The following is a 16,715-nucleotide window of genomic DNA, read 5'->3' on the forward strand; positions in this document are numbered from 1 at the left end:
CGACCCGACCGACCCGACCGACCCGACCGGTCCGCGGCACGGCCGGCCGGCGGTGGGGGCTGAGCGGGCGGCGACCGTCGGCCAAGGCAGTCAGGCCAAGGCAGTCAGGACAAGGCAGTCAGGTCAAAGCAGTCAGCTCAGGGCAGTGCGGGCGCTCGGTGCGGGCAGACCGGGTGCGGGCAGTCCGGGCGCGCCGGTGCGTGGGCCGACGAGGGGCCGGTGGCCGGCCGGACGAGGTGGTGTCCGGACCAGGAGCGGGGCGCGGTCCGACGGCCGCGCCCCGCCCTCGCCCGGGCACCGTACGGATCAGACGCCCGCCGGCACGCCCTCCCGCTCCGGGACGGCTGCCGGGGCCGCCCCGCGGAAGCCCTTCAGCAGCAGCACCAGCGCCGCCGTGACCAGGGTGCCGGCCGCGACCGCGAGCACGTACAGGACGGGGCGGCCGATCAGCGGCAGTACCCAGATCCCGCCGTGCGGGGCCCGCAGGGTGGAGTCGAAGGCCATCACCAGGCCGCCGGCGGTCATGCTGCCGGCGATCGCGGCGGGGATCACCCGCAGCGGATCGGCGGCGGCGAACGGGATCGCGCCCTCGGTGATGAAGGACGCCCCGAGGACCCAGGCCGCCTTGCCGTTCTCCCGTTCCTCCCGGGTGAAGAGCCGGGCCCGCAGCGTGGTCGCGAGCGCCATCCCCAGCGGCGGGGTCATGCCGGCGGCCATCACCGCGGCCATCACCCTGAGGCTGCCCGCGTCCGGGGCGGCGCCGGCCGTGGTGAGCGCGCCGGCCGCGAAGGTGTAGGCGACCTTGTTGAGCGGACCGCCCAGGTCGAAGGCCATCATCGCGCCCAGCAGGACGCCCAGCAGGATCGCGTTGGTGCCCGACAGGCCGTTCAGCCAGTCGGTCAGCCCGCTCATCACCGAGGCGATCGGCGAGCCGACCACCACGAACATCAGGAAGCCGACCACCGCGACCGAGAGCAGCGGGATCACCACCACCGGCATGATCCCCCGGATCGCCCTCGGCACCCGCCGGCGCACCAACCAGAGCACCAGGAACCCCGAGACCAGCCCGGACACCAGGCCGCCGAGGAAGCCCGCGCCGACCGTCACCGAGATCGCGCCGCCGACGATGCCCGGCGCCAGCGCCGGCCGGTCGGCGATGGCGTACGCGATGTAGCCCGAGAGGATCGGCACCAGGAAGCCGAAGGCGGCCGCGCCGGACTGGAAGAGCACCGCGGCCCAGCTCTGCCGGGCCGTCCAGTCGAAGTGGCCGACCACGGAGGGCGCGGACGAGATCTCGTACCCGCCGATCGCGAAGCCCAGGGCGATCAGCAGCCCGCCCGCCGCCACGAACGGGATCATGTAGCTGACCCCGGTCATCAGGTACTGCCGCAGCCGGTTGCCCCAGTGGTCCTCCCGGCGGCCGGCGGGCGGTCCGCCGCCGGCGCCTGCCGGGGCACCGGCGCCCGTCGGCTCAGGGCGGGCCGGCGACCCGGCCGGGTCGCAGGCCCGGGCGGCCGCGAGCGCCCGGGCGACCAGCTCGTCCGCCCGGTGGACGCCCCCCTTCACGCCGACGTCCACGGTCGGCTTGCCGGCGAACCGGCCCTTGTCCCTGACCTCCACGTCGTGCGCGAGGATCACCGCGCCGGCCGCGGCGATCACCTCGGGGGCGAGCGGGGTGGAGCCGGCCGAGCCCTGGGTCTCCACCTGGATCTCGGCGCCGGCCCGGGCGGCGGCCTGCTCCAAGGCCTGGGCGGCCATGTACGTGTGGGCGATACCGGTGGGGCAGGAGGTCACGGCGACCAGGCGCGGCCGCGACCCGGCCCCGGGGCCGGCGGCGGGTACAGCGGGGGGTACAGCGCCCTCGGCGGCGGGTACGGCGGCGGGTACGGCAGCGGGTACGGCGTCCGGCGCGGGGGCCGAGGGGGTGTCCTCGCCGTTCACCAGGGCGGCGACGGCGGTCGGGTCGGTGGCCGCCCGCAGGGCGCCGGTGAACTCCGGGTCCGTCAGCCGGCGGGCCAGCGCGGCGAGGATCCGCAGGTGGTCGTCGTCCGCACCGTCCGGCGCCGCGATCATGAACACCAGGTCGGCCGGGCTGCCGTCGGGGGCGTCGAAGTCCAGCCCCCGCGCGCTGCGCCCGAAAGCGAGGCTGGGCCGGGTGACGTACGCCGAGCGGCAGTGCGGGATGCCGATGCCCTCGCCCATCCCGGTCGGCGCCTGGGCCTCTCGGGCGGCCACATCGCCGAGGAATCCGTCGAGGTCGGTGATCCGGCCCTCGGCGAGCAGCCGCTGGGCGAGCGAGCGCAGGGCTTCGGCCTTCTCCCCGGGGGCGAGGTAGAGGTCGACGAGCGGGGGAGTGATCAGTCTGCCGGAGTCGTGCATGGTGGTGTTCCTTCAGCGGTCGGTGCCTGGTGGGTCCCGTTGCCCCCGGGGTCCGTCCCGGCCGTGGTCCGCGGGCGGCCGGTGTCTGCAGGTGGCGCCTCGCGCGCGCGGTCAGCCGGCCAGCGGCCGCTCCAGCGGGAGGTCCTCGGTGACCGAGACCGCGTCCGGATCGAGGTCGGCCGGGGTGGGCATCGCGCTGCCCGGCAGCTGGACGGCGGCGGCGCCGTGCGCCAGCGCCGCGGCCAGTGCCCCGGGCCCGGAGCCGCCGGCGCCGAGGAACCCGGCGAGGGAGGCGTCGCCCGCGCCCACGTCGCTGCGGACGGCGGCGACCGGCGCGGTGCCGAACCAGCTGCCCTCCTCGGAGACCAGCAGCATGCCGTCCGGGCCGAGGCTGGCCAGCACCTGCTGGGCGCCCTGCTTGAGCAGATGGCGGGCCGCCTCGAAGGCGTCGCCGACGCTGGCCACCTCCCGGCCGGCCGCCTCGGCCAGCTCCTCCCGGTTGGGCTTGACCACGTCGGGCCGGGCGCCGAGGACGGCGAGCAGGGCCGGGCCGGAGGTGTCGACGGCTGTCCGGGCGCCGCGGGCGTGCACCCGGTCGACCAGTTCGGCGTACCACTCGGGGGCCAGGCCGCGCGGCAGGCTGCCGCAGCAGGCCAGCCAGTCCGGCCGGGTGCCGGCGAAGTCCTCCTGGACGGCGGCGAGCAGGGCGGCCGACTCCTGCTCGGTCAGCTCGGGCCCCGGAGAGTTGATCTTGGTGAGCACATGGTCGCCCTCGACCACGGTGACGTTGGTCCGGGTCTCGCCCCGGACCGGTACGGTCGCCACGTCGATCCCCTGCCGGAGCAGCAGGTCGGAGAGGAGCAGCCCGGGGAAGCCACCCAGCGGCAGCACGGCGGTGGTCCGGTGTCCGGCGGCGGTCAGCGCGCGGGCCACGTTGACGCCCTTGCCACCCGGGTCCACCCGGTCGGACGCGGCCCGGTTGACCTCGCCCCGGTGCAGCCGCGCCAGCTCGTAGGTCCGGTCCAGGCTCGGGTTCGGCGTCATGGTGACGATCACGCGCGGATCACCTGCGGTCCCAGGCTCTCGATCTCGGCGGCCTGTTCGTCGGTCAGCCCGGTGTCCGTGACCAGCACGTCGACCTGGCCGAGCGAGCCGAATCGGGCGAAGTGCCGGGCGCCGTACTTGGCGGAGTCGGCGACCAGCACCACCCGCCGGGCGGCCCCGACCATGGCGCGCTTCACCGCGGCCTCCGCGAGGTCCGGGGTGCTGAGCCCGCCCTCGGCGTCGAAGCCGTTGGTGGCGATCACCGCCAGGTCGGCGTGGATGTCGGCGAGGTCCCGCAGGGCCCAGGCGTCGACGGCGGCCTGGGTGCGGTGCCGCAGCCGTCCGCCGATCAGGTGCAGGGTGAGGTCGGTGTGGTCGGCGAGCCGGGCGGCCACCGGCAGGGCGTTGGTCACCACGTTCAGGGTGCTGTCCGCCGGCAGCAGGGCGGCGAGCCGGGAGACGGTGGTACCGGCGTCGAGCAGCACGCTGCCCTCGGTGGGCAGCAGGCCGAGCGCGGCCTTCGCGATCCGCTCCTTCTCGCCGGCCGCCGTGCTGTCGCGCTCGGCCAGTCCGGGCTCCAGGTGGAGGCCGCCGGCGGGCAGCGCACCGCCGTGCACCCGTCGCAGCAGCCCGGCCCGGTCCAGCGCGCTCAGGTCGCGCCGGACGGTCTCCTGGGTGACGCCGAACTCCTCGGCGAGCGAGGGTACGTCGACCCTGCCGCGCTGCTGGGCCAGCAGCAGGATCTGTTGCTGCCGCTCCGCTGCATACATGTGGGTTTGGGTCCGTTTCGTGTCCGATTACGCCTGATAAACCCAGACGATACGCGCGGCCGGCGGAGAAGCAAAGGACATCGGGCCGTCTCAGAATGCCCGAATCTGTTGACACGATCATGAAGTCGGGCGTAGAACCAATCGAAACGCTCCTTTTGCGGACGTGAAACCACATGTGCGCCGAGTCCGTGCCGTGCCCCCGAGCCACCGGGCGGCCCGGTCCCGTCCCCGCACCGGGCCGCATCCCGGAGCCCCGCCGCCGGCCGCGCCCGGGCCGCTCGCACCCGAGCCGGCCGCCCTCACCCGCCGCCCTCACCCGCGCCACCGCCTTCGGTCGCCACCGCCACCCGTCGCCGCCACCACCCGGAGAGGCCCCCGTGCCCCGACTCCTCGTCTCCGTAGGCTCGCCCACCGGCCTGCACACCCGCCCGGCCGCGCTCTTCGCCCGGGCCGCCGCCCGCCAGCCCGTCCGGGTGACCGTCCGCAAGCCCGGACGGAACCCGGTGGACGCCCGTAGCCTGCTCGCCGTCCTCACCCTCGCGGCCTGCCACGGCGACACCCTGGAACTCGCCACCGAGGGCGACCACGCGCACGCCCAGGCCGCGCTGGACGAGCTCGCGGGCCTGCTCGGCAGCGACCTCGACTCCGGCGACGGCCGCTGAGCGGGCCCGCCGACGGCCCCCTCGGCCCGGGCCCTAGCATGTCGGGATGGACTTTCTGAGCCTGGCCGAGGTGGAGACGATCGCACGGCGGGCCCACGACGGGCAGGTGGACAAGGCGGGCCGGCCGTACGCCGAGCATCTGGCCGCCGTCGCGGGCGGGGTGCGCGAGCGCGGCGGCAGCACGGAGCAGATCGCCGCCGCCTGGCTGCACGACGCGGTCGAGGACGACGCGCTGACCCAGGAGTGGCTGGACGCGGCGCCGCTCCCGCCGGCGGCCAAGGCGATCGTCGCCGCCGTCACCAAGCGGCCCGGCGAGGCCCCCGAGGAGTACGCGGCGCGGATCCTGGCCACCCCGGGCGCGCTGCTCGTCAAGCAGGCCGACCTCGCCCACAACGCCGACCCGGTCCGGCTGTCCACCCTGGACCCGGCCACCGGGGAGCGGCTCACCGCCAAGTACGCCCGGATGCACCGCCTGCTGGGCCTGCCCGGACCGGCGGACGCCGGGCGTCCCGCGAACTGAGCCGGCGGCCGCCCCACCGCGCTCCGCCACGCCTGCCCGCCCGGCCCGGCCGGCGGCCGCCCGGCACCGGGGCCGGCCGTTGTGAGCGTGAACCAATACACTCCCGTTCGCACTCATGAGAGAGTCGTGGTGCCGAACCGACAAGGGGGCCACGAGTGGCAGCAGGAAGCACCGAGCCCGAGCCGCGCCAGCCCGTGATGGCGGACGTGGCCCGGGTCGCGGGAGTGTCCCACCAGACGGTCTCCCGGGTCCTGAACGGTGCGCCGCACGTCCGGCCCGACACCCGGGACCGGGTGCTGGCCGCGATCAGGGAACTCGACTACCGCCCCAACTCGGCGGCCCGGGCGCTGGTCACCCGGCGTTCGCAGACCCTCGGTGTGGTCAGCTTCGGCAGCGCGCTCTACGGGCCCGCCTCGATGCTCGACAGCATCGAGCAGGCCGCCCGCAGCGCCGGCTACTTCGTGAGCGTGGCCAGTCTCCGCTCGCTCGACAGCCGCTCCGTGCAGGAGGCGGTGGACCGCCTGCGCGACCAGGGCGTCGAGGGTGTCGTCGTCCTCGCCCCGCAGATCTCGGCGGTCAGCGCGGTCGCCAAGCTGACCACCACGGTGCCGGTCGTCGCGATCGGCTCGGGCAGCCGCTCCCGGGTGCCGATGGTCGCGGTGGACAACGAGGCGGGAGCCCTCGCCGCCACCCGCCACCTGCTCGACCTCGGGCACGCCACCGTGCACCACATCGCCGGCCCGGCCGGCTGGCTGGAGACCACCACCCGGCAGGACGGCTGGCGCAAGGCGCTGGAGGCCGCGGGCGCCCGGGTGCCCGCCGTGCTGACCGGCGACTGGAGCTCCCGCTCCGGCTACGAGGCCGGCCTCCGGATCGCCGAGGAGCCGCAGGTCAGCGCGGTGTTCTGCGCCAACGACCACATGGCCCTCGGCCTGCTGCGCGCCCTGCACGAGTCCGGCCGGGCCATCCCCGAGGACGTCAGCGTGGTCGGTTTCGACGACATCCCCGAGGCCGCCTACTTCACCCCGCCGCTCACCACCGTCCGCCAGGGCTTCGGCGAACTCGGCCGGCGGGCCCTCGAACTGCTGGTCGCCGAACTCGACGGCGACGCAGGCGCGAGCCCGAACCACGCCCTGGTCTCCCCGGAGATGGTGCTGCGCCGCAGCACCGGGCCCGCCGCGCAGCGGTAGGGCGGCGACCGGGCGTACATCGGGGGCTGTGCGGCGGGGTACGGCGGGCCCGGGCAGGTTCGGCGACAGCCGAGCCGCGCTGCGACGTACGTCTCCTCGCCCTCGGCCTTCCCCCTCGGCCCAAGACCCTCCCGGTGATCCGTCGAGGACGGCGGCCCGTCAGAACAGCGGCTCCTGCGCGCCCTTGTCCTCCGGTCGGCGCCGCACGCCCGTCGCCAGCCCCGTGCACGAGGCCGGGCCGGCGGGGGCGAGCGTCCAGCCGGTGAGCAGGCGGGTGTCCAGCAGCAGGGGCGGGTCCTGCGGGCCGGTGTCGAGGAAGAGGTGCCGGCCGATCGGCGGGCGGAGTGTCCCGGCCAGGGTGGCACCGTCGTCGAGCGCGGTGATCTCGCGGTAGAGCGGCGGCGCGCCCGCGGCCAGCCCGAACAGCTCCACATGGTCGACGAGTGGCTCGTCCGCCTGCAGTTCGATCGCGTGGCCGGCCAGCAGGCGCAGCACCGAGGCCCGTAGCTCGGCCAGTTCGTGGCGGCGCAGCGCGGCGTCCGGCAGGTCCCACCAGCAGGCCGATTTGGCGCGGGTGGTGAGCCGTTCGCGGGCCAGTCCGGCCTGGGCGACCGTCAGCTCGGCCCGTCGTACGCCGGGCAGCGGGCCGCGGCCGACGAAGGTCCAGCCGAGTGCGGCCTGTTCCAGGAGCCGGGTGGTGCCGCGTTGGTCGGCGGTGATGCCGACCTTCACGACCCCCGGCCCGAACCAGGCGAGGTAGAGCCGGTAGGTGCGGCCGTTGTCCAGGACCTGGTCCCGGGCGAGGGCGAGCCCGGGGTCGGCGTCCTGGCAGGACTGGCACTGGACGGCCTTGCCGGCCGGCTCGACGACCGCCGCGAACGGGCACGGATGATGCCCGCCCGAGGTGCGGACGCCGGTGCAGCGGCGCGGGCCGCCCACCAGCCAGCCCACCGGTGTCCCGCTCGCGACGGCCCGGGCGTGCTCCCGGCCGCCGTTGCGCGCGGTGAGCACCGGGCGGCCGTCCTGCCAGCGCAGGCCGGTGGCCGTCCAGCCGGTGCCCGGCGGGCCGGCCGCGGGCGGCTGCGGAGTGGAAGTGGTCACGGTCGGCGAGCGTACGGCGTGCCACCGACATCGACGGTGGTGGCCGTCAAAGCCAGGCGATCAGACGCGGGGTGAGGGGGTTCACCACTCCCTCGGGGGGCATGCCGATCGGGCCCACCACGCTCGGCTCGGCGCCCGGGGCGAGGTCGAGCCTGAAGAGGACGGTGTGCTTGTCCTCGCTCTCGAGATACGCCAGCGAGCGGCCGTCGGGGGAGAGTGTCACGCTCTCGACGTAGCGGTGGTCGTCGGGCGGGAGGAGCGCGGTCGTCGTCTCCAGCCGCCCGCGGTCGGCGCCGAGGACGAGCAGGTGGATGTTGTCGCGGCCGTTGCAGAGCAGCGTGAGGTCGTCGATCCACTGGACCGGTTCGCAGTACTGGACCCGCTCCGAGCCGGGCAGGGAGGCGCGGCCGTTGGCGGGACGGCCGATCAGCAGCGGCTCGACGTACTCCGCCGCGTAGGAGGACGCCGGGTCGGTCCGGCGCCAGAGGGTGGGGCCGGAGCCCGCCGCCGTCGTGCCGTCGGGCGACACCGCCACCTGGTCCGGCTTGCTCTCCAGCGGCCGCCGGAGCCAGGGCTGGTCGCCGGCGAGGACGAAGTCGGGCCCCGGCGCGGCTCCGTGCGAGGCGGGTGCGGACCCCGGCGTGCCCAGGTCACGGCTGGTCACCTGCCGGTCGCCGGTGGCGTACCAGAGGACGGAGGTGCCCGGCTGGAACGCGGGCGCGCTGTCCGGGCCCGCGGCGGCGGGCTTCGGGGCCTCCACCGGGGTGCCGGCCAGGTTGAAGGCCGTCGCGCCGGGGGTGTCCCCGCCGGGGCCGGGCGCGGTGCCCGCGATCAGGGTGAAGTCCGCGTTGAACAGGGCCCGGGCGGCGGCCGCCGTGGTGGTGCGGGGCTGTCCGCACAGGGTGTCCACCGAGCCGCGTTCGGGCAGGGTGACCTGCTGCTTCGCGAGCCTGGTCCCGTCCGGCACGGACAGCGCCTCGACGGTGATCACGTGCACCTTGCCGTCGCCGGACACCGGGGAGGGGGCGCCGAACCGCTCGCACCAGGCGACGATCATCCGGTCCTTCCCGGCGAGGGCCGGGCCCTGCGGTGCGGCCGGCCGGGTGGCCGGGGGCGGGGCCGCCGAGCGGGCGTCGGAGGCGGTGCCGCCGCCGCACGCGGAGAGGCTGAGCACGGCGGCCGCCGTCAGGAGCAGGTGGTGTCGGGCACTGCGCGGCATCGGGTTCCCCGGGTTCGACGTCGGACGGTCCCGAGAATCTAGCAGGGGAAGATCATCGGGCATGTGCTCCGGCCGGTACCCGCCGGACCGACTCTCCCCGCCCGTCGGGATCCCCTCAGACCAGCCGCCAGCGCTGGCCGGCCGTCCCGTCGCAGCTCCACAGGCCGAGCGGGGTGCCTGCGGCGGTGCTGCCGCGGGCGTCCAGGCAGGCGCCGGCGAGGCCGTTGCGGAGGGTCCCGTCCGGGTGGGCGCTCCAGGCCTGGCCGGCGGTGCCGTTGCAGTCCCGGATGTCCACCGCGATGCCGTCGCCGTCGTCGAGTGCGGCCAGGCACCTGTTGCCGTAGACCACCAGTTCGCCGCGCGGGGTGGCGGTGAAGGTCTGGTTCTGGCCGCCGGTGCAGTCGGCGAGCACGGCCCGGGTGCCGTCGGCGACGGCGTTGCCGGGCAGTTCGGCGCAGCGGTCGGAGCCGGCCGCGACCAGGGCGGTGCCCGCGGTGCCGGGGAGTGGCCGCAGCCGGACGGCGTCGAGGGCCGGGCCCGGGGCGGACGGACTGTCGAAGCCGAGCGTGTTGGTTGCCCCCTTGGCCAGCGAGAGCAGCACGGAGACCGTCCCGGGGGTGGTCCAGGAGCCGGTGGGCGGGAACGACACGACCGTCGGGGCCTGCCCGTTCACCCGCAGGGTCGCGGTGCGCGCCACCGGGTCGCCGTTGACGTACGCGATGTCGGCGAGCGCGATGCCCGCCGTGGCCGCCTCGACGCCGGTCAGGGTGAGCGCCGCGCCGTTGCCGAGCGGCCCCGCCGCCGCCCCGCCGGAGCAGCTCGCACAGGCGGCGCCGCCGGTGCCGGCCTCGGCCTCGTACGCGCTGCCGGGCGCCTCGGTGCCGCTGACGGTCAGCAGGACGGAGCCGCTGGCCGGGACGTTCGCCGTCCAGCCGGTCGCGGGGGCGCCCCGGTCGGCGGCGGCCCAGACCTCGCGGACGGCGGTGGGCGCGCCGGTGAGGCCGAGGTCGGTCCAGCGGACGGTGACCGGTGCCGCGGCGGCCGTCCGGTTCAGCAGGACGACGGCGCGCCGTCCGGTGCCGCTCAGCACCTTGCCGTAGACCTGCAGGCCGGCGCTGTCCTCGGCGACCTTGACGCCCTGCAGACCGCGGGCGTCCTGGTCGATCGCGATCATCTCGGCGTTGGTCAGCGTGGCCTTGGTGGCGGCGGTCATCCGGGTCAGGTCGTTGCCCGCGAGCAGCGGCGCGCCGGCGATCGCCCACAGGCTCAGCTGGGTGCGGTTCTGGGCGTCGGTGAGGCCGTCCATGCCGGCGGTCAGCATGTCGGGGTCGTTGACGGAGCCGGTGTGCTGGGCGGCCGGGTGCAGGCTCCGGTCGAAGTTCGCCAGCACGGCGCCGGCCGAGGGCCGTTCGCCCCAGTGGATGATGTCGTAGCCGGTACGCCACATCGCGGCGGTGCCGGCGGCCCAGTTCCAGGGCCGGCCCACGCCCCATTCGCAGACCGAGAGCAGCATCGGCCGGCCGGTGGCGGTGGTGGCCCCGGCGATGGCGGCGGCGACGCCGCGGTAGGTGCGCTCCGGGTCGAGGTGCTCGGCGTCGCCGCCGCACCAGTCGACCTTGAGGAAGTCGAATCCCCAGCGCTGGAACCGCACGGCGTCCTGGAGTTCGTGGCCCTCCATGCCGGTGCCGGGGGCGGCGGGGCGGGTGGTGGGGTAGTAGTAGCCGCAGCCGTCGCGGCCGGCGTCGGTGTAGATGCCGGCCTTGAGCCCCTTGCCGTGGATGTAGTCGGCGGCGGCGGCCATCCCGCCGGGCCAGCGGGTGGGGTCGACGGTCATCTCGCCGTCGGCGTCGCGGGCGCCCTGCCACCACCCGTCGTCCAGGTTGACGTACCGGTAGCCGGCTGCGGGTAGGCCGGCAGCGACGAAGGCGTCGACCTGCGCCTTGACGGTGGCGAGGTCGATGCTGCTGGCGAAGCTGTTCCAGCTGGCCCAGCCCATCGGGGGCGGCGGCGCGGCGGCCTGCTCGGCGTCGAGGGCGGCGTGCTGCCCGGCGGGCCCGGCCGCCGGCCGGCCGAGAGCGGCGGGGCCGGCCAGGGCGAGGTAGGCGAGGGCGAGGCCGAGGGCCAGGGCCTTGACGACGGTCCGGGTGAGCCAGGGGGTCATGCGCGGCACTCCAGGGTGGGAGGGGCGCCGTCCGGGGGCCCGGGCGGGCGTCGCGCGGACCGGCTCCGCCCGGTCGCCGGCGGACCGGGACCGGGCGGAGCGCCGCCGGACCGCCGTGCTGGGCGGTCCGGCGGGTGGGGGTACCGACGGTGGATCAGGACCCGGCCTTGCGCTTGTTGTAGACGTCGAAGCCGACCGCCGCCAGCAGCACCAGGCCCTTGATGACCTGCTGGTAGTCGGTACCGACCCCGACCAGCGACATGCCGTTGTTGAGCACGCCGAGCACCAGGCCGCCGATCACGGCGCCCAGTACGGTGCCGACGCCGCCGCTGGCCGAGGCGCCGCCGATGAACGCGGCGGCGATCGCCTCCAATTCGAAGTTGATACCGGCCTGCGGGGTGCCGGCGTTGAGGCGCGCCGCGAAGACCATCCCGGCGAGCGCGGCCAGTACGCCCATGTTGACGAAGGCGAGGAACACGACCCGCTTGCTCTTGACACCGGAGAGCTTCGCCGCCGGTTCGTTGCCGCCGATCGCATAGGTGTGACGGCCGAGGATGGAGTTGCGCATGAGGTAGCCGAAGCCGACCAGCAGCGCCCCCAGGATCAGCAGCACGACCGGGAACCCGTGGTAGCTCGCCAGCAGCAGGGTGAACACCAGCACCGCGGCGGCGATCGCCCCGAGCTTGGCCAGGAAGAAGCCCATGGGCAGCAGCTCGATCCCGTACCCGGCGGCCTGCCGGCGCCCGCGGACCTCCTGGAGGACGGCCACCACCAGCACGCCGAGCCCCAGCAGCAGGGTCAGGTTGTGGTAGTTGGTGTGCGGGCCGACCTCCGGCAGGAACCCGCTGCTGATCTTCTGGAAGCCCTTGGGGAAGGGCGCCACCGACTGGCCCTGGAGCAGGATCTGGGTGCCGCCGCGGAACAGCAGCATGCCGGCCAGCGTCACGATGAAGGACGGGATGCCGACGTACGCGATCCAGAAGCCCTGCCAGGCCCCGGCGGCGGCGCCGATCAGCAGCGCGACGACCAGCGCGAGCGGCCACGGTACGTCGTGCCGGACCATCATCACGGCCGCCGCCGCGCCGACGAAGGCGGCCAGCGAGCCGACCGAGAGGTCGATGTGTCCGGAGATGATGACGATCATCATGCCGATGGCGAGGATCAGGATGTAGCTGTTCTGCTGGATGAGGTTGGTGACGTTGAGCGGCATCAGCAGCGTGCCGTCGGTCCAGATCTGGAACAGTACGACGATCAGCGCCAGCGCCAGCAGCATGCCGTACTGCCGGATGTTGCCGTGCAGCGCGCGGGCCAGCAGGGCGCCCACGCCGCCGCCGCTCTTGCCGGGGGCGGGCTCGGGGGCCGCGCTCGCGGGGGGTTGCGTGGTCTCGGTCTGGGCCATGCCTTACACCTGCTCGTTCTCGGTCGCCGCGCTCACGGTCATGAGGCGCATGAGGGATTCCTGGGTCGCGTCCGCGCGGTCCAGCTCACCGGTGAGCCGGCCCTCGGCCATCGTGTAGATCCGGTCGCACATGCCGAGCAGCTCGGGCAGCTCGGAGGAGATGACCAGCACCGCCTTGCCCTGCGCGGCCAGCCCGGCGATCACCGTGTAGATCTCGGCCTTGGCGCCGACGTCGATGCCGCGGGTGGGTTCGTCGAGGATCAGCACCTCAGGCCCGGAGAAGATCCACTTGCTGAGGACGACCTTCTGCTGGTTGCCGCCGCTGAGCTTGCCGGTCTGCGCGAACACCGAGGGGGTCTTGATGTTCATGCTCCGCCGGAAGTCCTCGGCGACCCTGGTCTCCTCGTGCTCGTCGATCCAGCCGCGCCGCGCGACCTTGCCGAGCGCCCCCAGCGAGATGTTGCGGCTGACGCTGTCGGCGAGGTTCAGCCCGAGCTGCTTGCGGTCCTCGGTGACGTACGCGAGGCCGTGGCCGATCGCCTCCGGCACGGTGCGGGTGCGGATCTCCTTGCCGTCCAGCAGCACCCGGCCGCCGGCCCAGCGGCCGTAGGAGCGGCCGAAGACGCTCATCGCCAGTTCGGTGCGGCCGGCGCCCATCAGGCCGGCGATGCCGACGATCTCGCCGCGCCGGACGTGCAGCGAGACCCCGTCCACCACCTTGCGCTGATGGTCGATCGGGTGGTGGACGGTCCAGTCCTCGACGGCCAGCGCCACCTCGCCGATCTCCGGGGTGCGTTCGGGGTAGCGGTGCTCCAGGTCGCGGCCGACCATGCCGCGGATGATCCGGTCCTCCGAGATCCCCGCCGCCTTCACGTCGACGGTCTCGATGGTCCGGCCGTCGCGCAGGATGGTGACGGAGTCGGCGACCCGGGCGATCTCGTTGAGCTTGTGCGAGATGATGATGCAGGAGATGCCCTGCGCCTTCAGCTCCAGGATCAGGTCGAGCAGCTTGCGGCTGTCCTCGTCGTTCAGCGCGGCGGTCGGCTCGTCCAGGATCAGCAGCTTGACCTCCTTGGCCAGCGCCTTGGCGATCTCGACCAGCTGCTGCTTGCCCACCCCGATGTCGGCGACCCGGGTGTGCGGGTTCTCGTGCAGGCCGACCCGCTTGAGCAGCGCGGTGGCGTGGGTGACGGTCCGGTGCCAGCTGATGATGCCCCGGCGGGCGTGCTCGTTGCCGAGGAAGATGTTCTCGGCGATCGACAGGTAGGGCACCAGGGCGAGTTCCTGATGGATGATCACGATGCCGCGCCGCTCGCTGGCCCGGATGTCCCGGAACGCGCAGGGCTCGCCCTCGAACCGGATCTCGCCCTCGTAGGAGCCGTGCGGGTGGACCCCGCTCAGTACCTTCATCAGGGTGGACTTGCCGGCGCCGTTCTCGCCGCAGATCGCGTGGACCTCGCCGGGGGCGACGCTCAGGTTCACGTCGGAGAGGGCTCTGACCCCGGGGAAGGACTTGCTGATCGAACGCATCTCAAGGACGGGTCCGGCCATGGTGGTGCATCCGTTCGACGGGGGCGGTACGGGCCGGCGGCTCGGGTGAGCGGCCGCCGGCCCGTACGCGCCCGGCTCGGCGCGGCCCGGGGTCCCGGGCCCCGGGACTACTTGAGCTGGTCGGCGGTGTACTGCCCGCCGTCCACCAGCACCTGGCGGTAGTTGTCCTTGTCGACACTGACCGGCTGCAGCAGGTAGGCGGGGACGACCTTGACGCCGTTGTCGTACTGCTTCTCGTCGTTCACCTCCGGCTTTCCGCCGGTCAGCAGGGCGTCGCCCATCTGCACGGCGACCTTGGCGAGCTCGCGGGTGTCCTTGTAGACGGTCTGGGTCTGCTCGCCCGCGATGATCGACTTCACCGAGGCCAGCTCGCCGTCCTGGCCGGTCACCACCGGCATCGCCTTGCCGGCGCCGCCGTAGCCGACGCCCTTGAGGGAGGAGAGGATGCCGATCGAGATGCCGTCGTACGGCGAGAGCACCGCGTCGACGCCGGCCGAGGTGTACGACTTGCTCAGCAGGTTGTCCATCCGGGACTGCGCGAGGCCGCCGTCCCAGCGCAGCGTGGCGACCTGGTTGAAGTCGCTCTGCCCGCTCTGCACGACCAGCTTCTTGCTGTCGAGGTACGGCTTGAGGACGCTCATCGCGCCGTTGAAGAAGAACTGCGCGTTGTTGTCGTCCGGCGAGCCGGCGAACAGCTCGACGTTGAACGGACCCTTGCCGTCCTTGAGGCCGAGCTTGTCGGCGATGTACGTGCCCTGCAGGACGCCGACCTTGTAGTTGTCGAAGGTCGCGTAGTAGTCGACGTTCTTGGTGCCGCGGATCAGGCGGTCGTAGGAGATCACCGGGATGTGGGCGTCGGCGGCCTTCTGCAGCACGTCGGTGAGCGAGGAACCGTCGATCGCGGCGACCACCAGGAGCTTCGCCCCCTTGGTGATCATGTTCTCGAGCTGCGACACCTGGTTCTCCACCACGTTGTCGCCGTACTGCAGGTCGGTCTTGTAGCCCTTGGCCTGGAACTGCTTGACCATGTTGCTGCCGTCGTTGATCCAGCGCTCCGAGGACTTCGTCGGCATCGCTATGCCGACCAGGCCGCCCTTGGTGTCTCCGCTGCCGCCGCTCGCGCCGTCGCCGACGCCGTTGGCGCTCTGGCCGCAGGCTGCCAGCGAGAACGCGAGGCCGGCCGTGGCGAGGCCCGTCAGTACTTTCCGCACAATTCCTCCAGTGGTCTGCCATGGTCGGCGCGGCCTCGGTGTGGGCCCGGGGCGGGTGGAGCGGGGGCGGGCGAGCCCTGGGCCGACGGGTTCGGGGTGTCGGCCGGGCGGGGGCTCCCGGGTGCCGTCCGGCGGTGCCGGGCGGGTCCGCGGGAGTCCGCCGCGGTGTCGCCGCCCGGCCGCTCCGGCCTGGCGTTACATGAGTGTTAACGCTCACAGAAACCTCGTCAAGTGGCCCGAGATCACCGTTGGGTCTCGCGGAGGGGGCGATTCGGAGGATGTTGCGCGGGGGCTTGACGAGCGGATTGTTAGCGTTAACAATCGGGCGAGCACGGGCCCCGGCGGTCGTCACCGGTGCCCGGCCGGGAGCCACGGACACGCGGACCCCGGAGACCGCCTCCGGCGGTCCGAAGTGAGAGGCTCTGGGCATGGAACAGCGCGTACTCGGCAGGACGGGCCGCAAGGCCTCCGTCGTCGGCCTCGGCACCTGGCAGCTCGGCGCGGACTGGGGTGACGTCCGCGAGGAGGACGCCCTCGCCGTCCTCGACGCGGCCGTGGAGTCCGGAGTCACCTTCTTCGACACCGCGGACGTCTACGGGGACGGCCGCAGCGAGCAGCTCATCGGCCGCTACCTGCGCGAACGCCCGGACGCGGGTGTGCTGGTCGCCACCAAGGCGGGCCGCCGCCTGGAGCAGCTCCCCGAGCACTACACCCTGGACAACCTCCGGGCCTGGACCGACCGCTCCCGCGCCAACCTCGGCGTCGAACGGCTGGACCTGGTCCAGCTGCACTGCCCGCCCACCCCGGTCTACTCCTTGGACCGTGTCTTCGACGCGCTCGACACACTGGTGGCCGAGCAGCGCGTCGCCGCCTACGGCGTCAGCGTCGAGACCTGCGCCGAAGCGCTCACCGCGATCGCCCGCCCAGGGGTGGCCAGCGTCCAGATCATCCTCAACCCGTTCCGGCTGAAGCCGCTGGACGACGTCCTGCCGGCCGCCGCGGCCGCCGGCGTCGGCATCATCGCCCGCGTCCCGCTCGCCTCCGGCCTGCTCTCCGGCCGCTACACCCGCGACACCGTCTTCCCGAAGGACGACCACCGCACCTACAACCGGGACGGCTCCGCCTTCGACCAGGGCGAGACCTTCTCGGGCGTCGACTTCGCCACCGGCGTCGAAGCGGCCGTCGAGTTCGCCGCGCTCGCCCCCGAGGGTGCCACCCCGGCCCAGACCGCCCTGCGTTGGATCATCCAGCAGCCGGGCGTCAGCAGCGTCATCCCCGGCGCCCGCAACCCCGAGCAGGCGCGGGCCAACGCGGCCGCCGCGGCCCTGCCGCCGCTCCCCGCGGCGACCCTGGCCGCCGTCACCGCGCTGTACGACCGGCGGATCCGCGGTTCGGTCCACGACCGCTGGTGATCGTGGGGCCGGGCCGGCCCGCGCGGCCCGGCCCTCGAGGCAGTACGCCGCCAAATGCCCCGGCGGTCCGCGCAGGCCCATGAGAGGATCCCCGGG

The 16,715-nt window shown here is 74.2% G+C and carries 13 protein-coding genes; 4 read left to right on the top strand and 9 right to left on the bottom strand.

Annotated features, from left to right (window positions below; translation table 11 throughout):
• Window positions 1-306: 306 nt before the first annotated feature.
• The 3 genes from OG689_RS33570 to OG689_RS33580 form a co-directional block, all read right to left on the bottom strand.
• On the bottom strand, window positions 307-2,379 hold the full coding sequence (locus OG689_RS33570; RefSeq protein ID WP_266324592.1) for a fructose-specific PTS transporter subunit EIIC: 2,073 nt from the start codon (window positions 2,377-2,379) through the stop codon (window positions 307-309).
• A gap of 111 nt (window positions 2,380-2,490) precedes the next feature.
• Window positions 2,491-3,435 carry a 1-phosphofructokinase gene (gene pfkB, locus OG689_RS33575; protein WP_266324594.1) on the bottom strand — a complete coding sequence of 315 codons (945 nt, stop codon included), beginning with the start codon at window positions 3,433-3,435 and terminating at the stop codon, window positions 2,491-2,493.
• Window positions 3,432-4,193 (bottom strand): DeoR/GlpR family DNA-binding transcription regulator, encoded by a 762-nt coding sequence (locus OG689_RS33580; RefSeq protein ID WP_266324596.1) that lies wholly within the window; start codon window positions 4,191-4,193, stop codon window positions 3,432-3,434. Before OG689_RS33580 ends, pfkB begins: the two co-directional genes overlap by 4 nt.
• A gap of 377 nt (window positions 4,194-4,570) precedes the next feature.
• On the opposite strand from OG689_RS33580, the gene OG689_RS33585 reads away from it, so the two are divergent.
• From OG689_RS33585 to OG689_RS33595, 3 genes are all read left to right on the top strand, one after another.
• Window positions 4,571-4,855 (top strand): HPr family phosphocarrier protein, encoded by a 285-nt coding sequence (locus tag OG689_RS33585; protein WP_266324598.1) that lies wholly within the window; start codon window positions 4,571-4,573, stop codon window positions 4,853-4,855.
• 46 nt (window positions 4,856-4,901) lie between these two features.
• Window positions 4,902-5,375 (top strand): HD domain-containing protein, encoded by a 474-nt coding sequence (locus tag OG689_RS33590; protein WP_266324600.1) that lies wholly within the window; start codon window positions 4,902-4,904, stop codon window positions 5,373-5,375.
• 197 nt (window positions 5,376-5,572) lie between these two features.
• Window positions 5,573-6,565: a LacI family DNA-binding transcriptional regulator gene (locus OG689_RS33595; RefSeq protein ID WP_266327636.1), complete on the top strand. Its 993-nt coding sequence runs from the start codon at window positions 5,573-5,575 to the stop codon at window positions 6,563-6,565.
• Between the two features lie 159 nt (window positions 6,566-6,724).
• Here OG689_RS33595 and OG689_RS33600 read toward each other — a convergent pair whose 3' ends face one another.
• From OG689_RS33600 to chvE, 6 genes are all read right to left on the bottom strand, one after another.
• A complete protein-coding gene (locus OG689_RS33600; RefSeq protein WP_266324602.1) occupies window positions 6,725-7,666 on the bottom strand; it encodes a DUF2797 domain-containing protein in 942 nt (313 codons plus the stop codon).
• Between the two features lie 46 nt (window positions 7,667-7,712).
• On the bottom strand, window positions 7,713-8,885 hold the full coding sequence (locus tag OG689_RS33605; RefSeq protein ID WP_266324604.1) for a hypothetical protein: 1,173 nt from the start codon (window positions 8,883-8,885) through the stop codon (window positions 7,713-7,715).
• A 115-nt stretch (window positions 8,886-9,000) separates the two neighbouring features.
• Complete coding sequence (locus tag OG689_RS33610; RefSeq protein WP_266324606.1) at window positions 9,001-11,046, bottom strand: ricin-type beta-trefoil lectin domain protein; 2,046 nt, start codon at window positions 11,044-11,046, stop codon at window positions 9,001-9,003.
• Between the two features lie 154 nt (window positions 11,047-11,200).
• Window positions 11,201-12,445 (bottom strand): multiple monosaccharide ABC transporter permease, encoded by a 1,245-nt coding sequence (gene mmsB, locus OG689_RS33615; RefSeq protein ID WP_266324608.1) that lies wholly within the window; start codon window positions 12,443-12,445, stop codon window positions 11,201-11,203.
• Window positions 12,446-12,448: 3 nt separating this feature from the next.
• A complete protein-coding gene (gene mmsA, locus OG689_RS33620; protein ID WP_266324610.1) occupies window positions 12,449-13,996 on the bottom strand; it encodes a multiple monosaccharide ABC transporter ATP-binding protein in 1,548 nt (515 codons plus the stop codon).
• Window positions 13,997-14,103: 107 nt separating this feature from the next.
• A complete protein-coding gene (chvE, locus tag OG689_RS33625; protein ID WP_266324612.1) occupies window positions 14,104-15,207 on the bottom strand; it encodes a multiple monosaccharide ABC transporter substrate-binding protein in 1,104 nt (367 codons plus the stop codon).
• 428 nt (window positions 15,208-15,635) lie between these two features.
• Here chvE and OG689_RS33630 point away from each other — a divergent pair, with 428 nt between their 5' ends.
• Entirely contained in the window at window positions 15,636-16,619 is a 984-nt protein-coding gene (locus OG689_RS33630) for an aldo/keto reductase (RefSeq protein WP_266324614.1), read from the top strand.
• The last annotated feature ends 96 nt before the right edge of the window (window positions 16,620-16,715 follow it).

It is taken from the genome of Kitasatospora sp. NBC_00240 (genome assembly GCF_026342405.1).
Taxonomy (GTDB): Bacteria; Actinomycetota; Actinomycetes; order Streptomycetales; family Streptomycetaceae; genus Kitasatospora.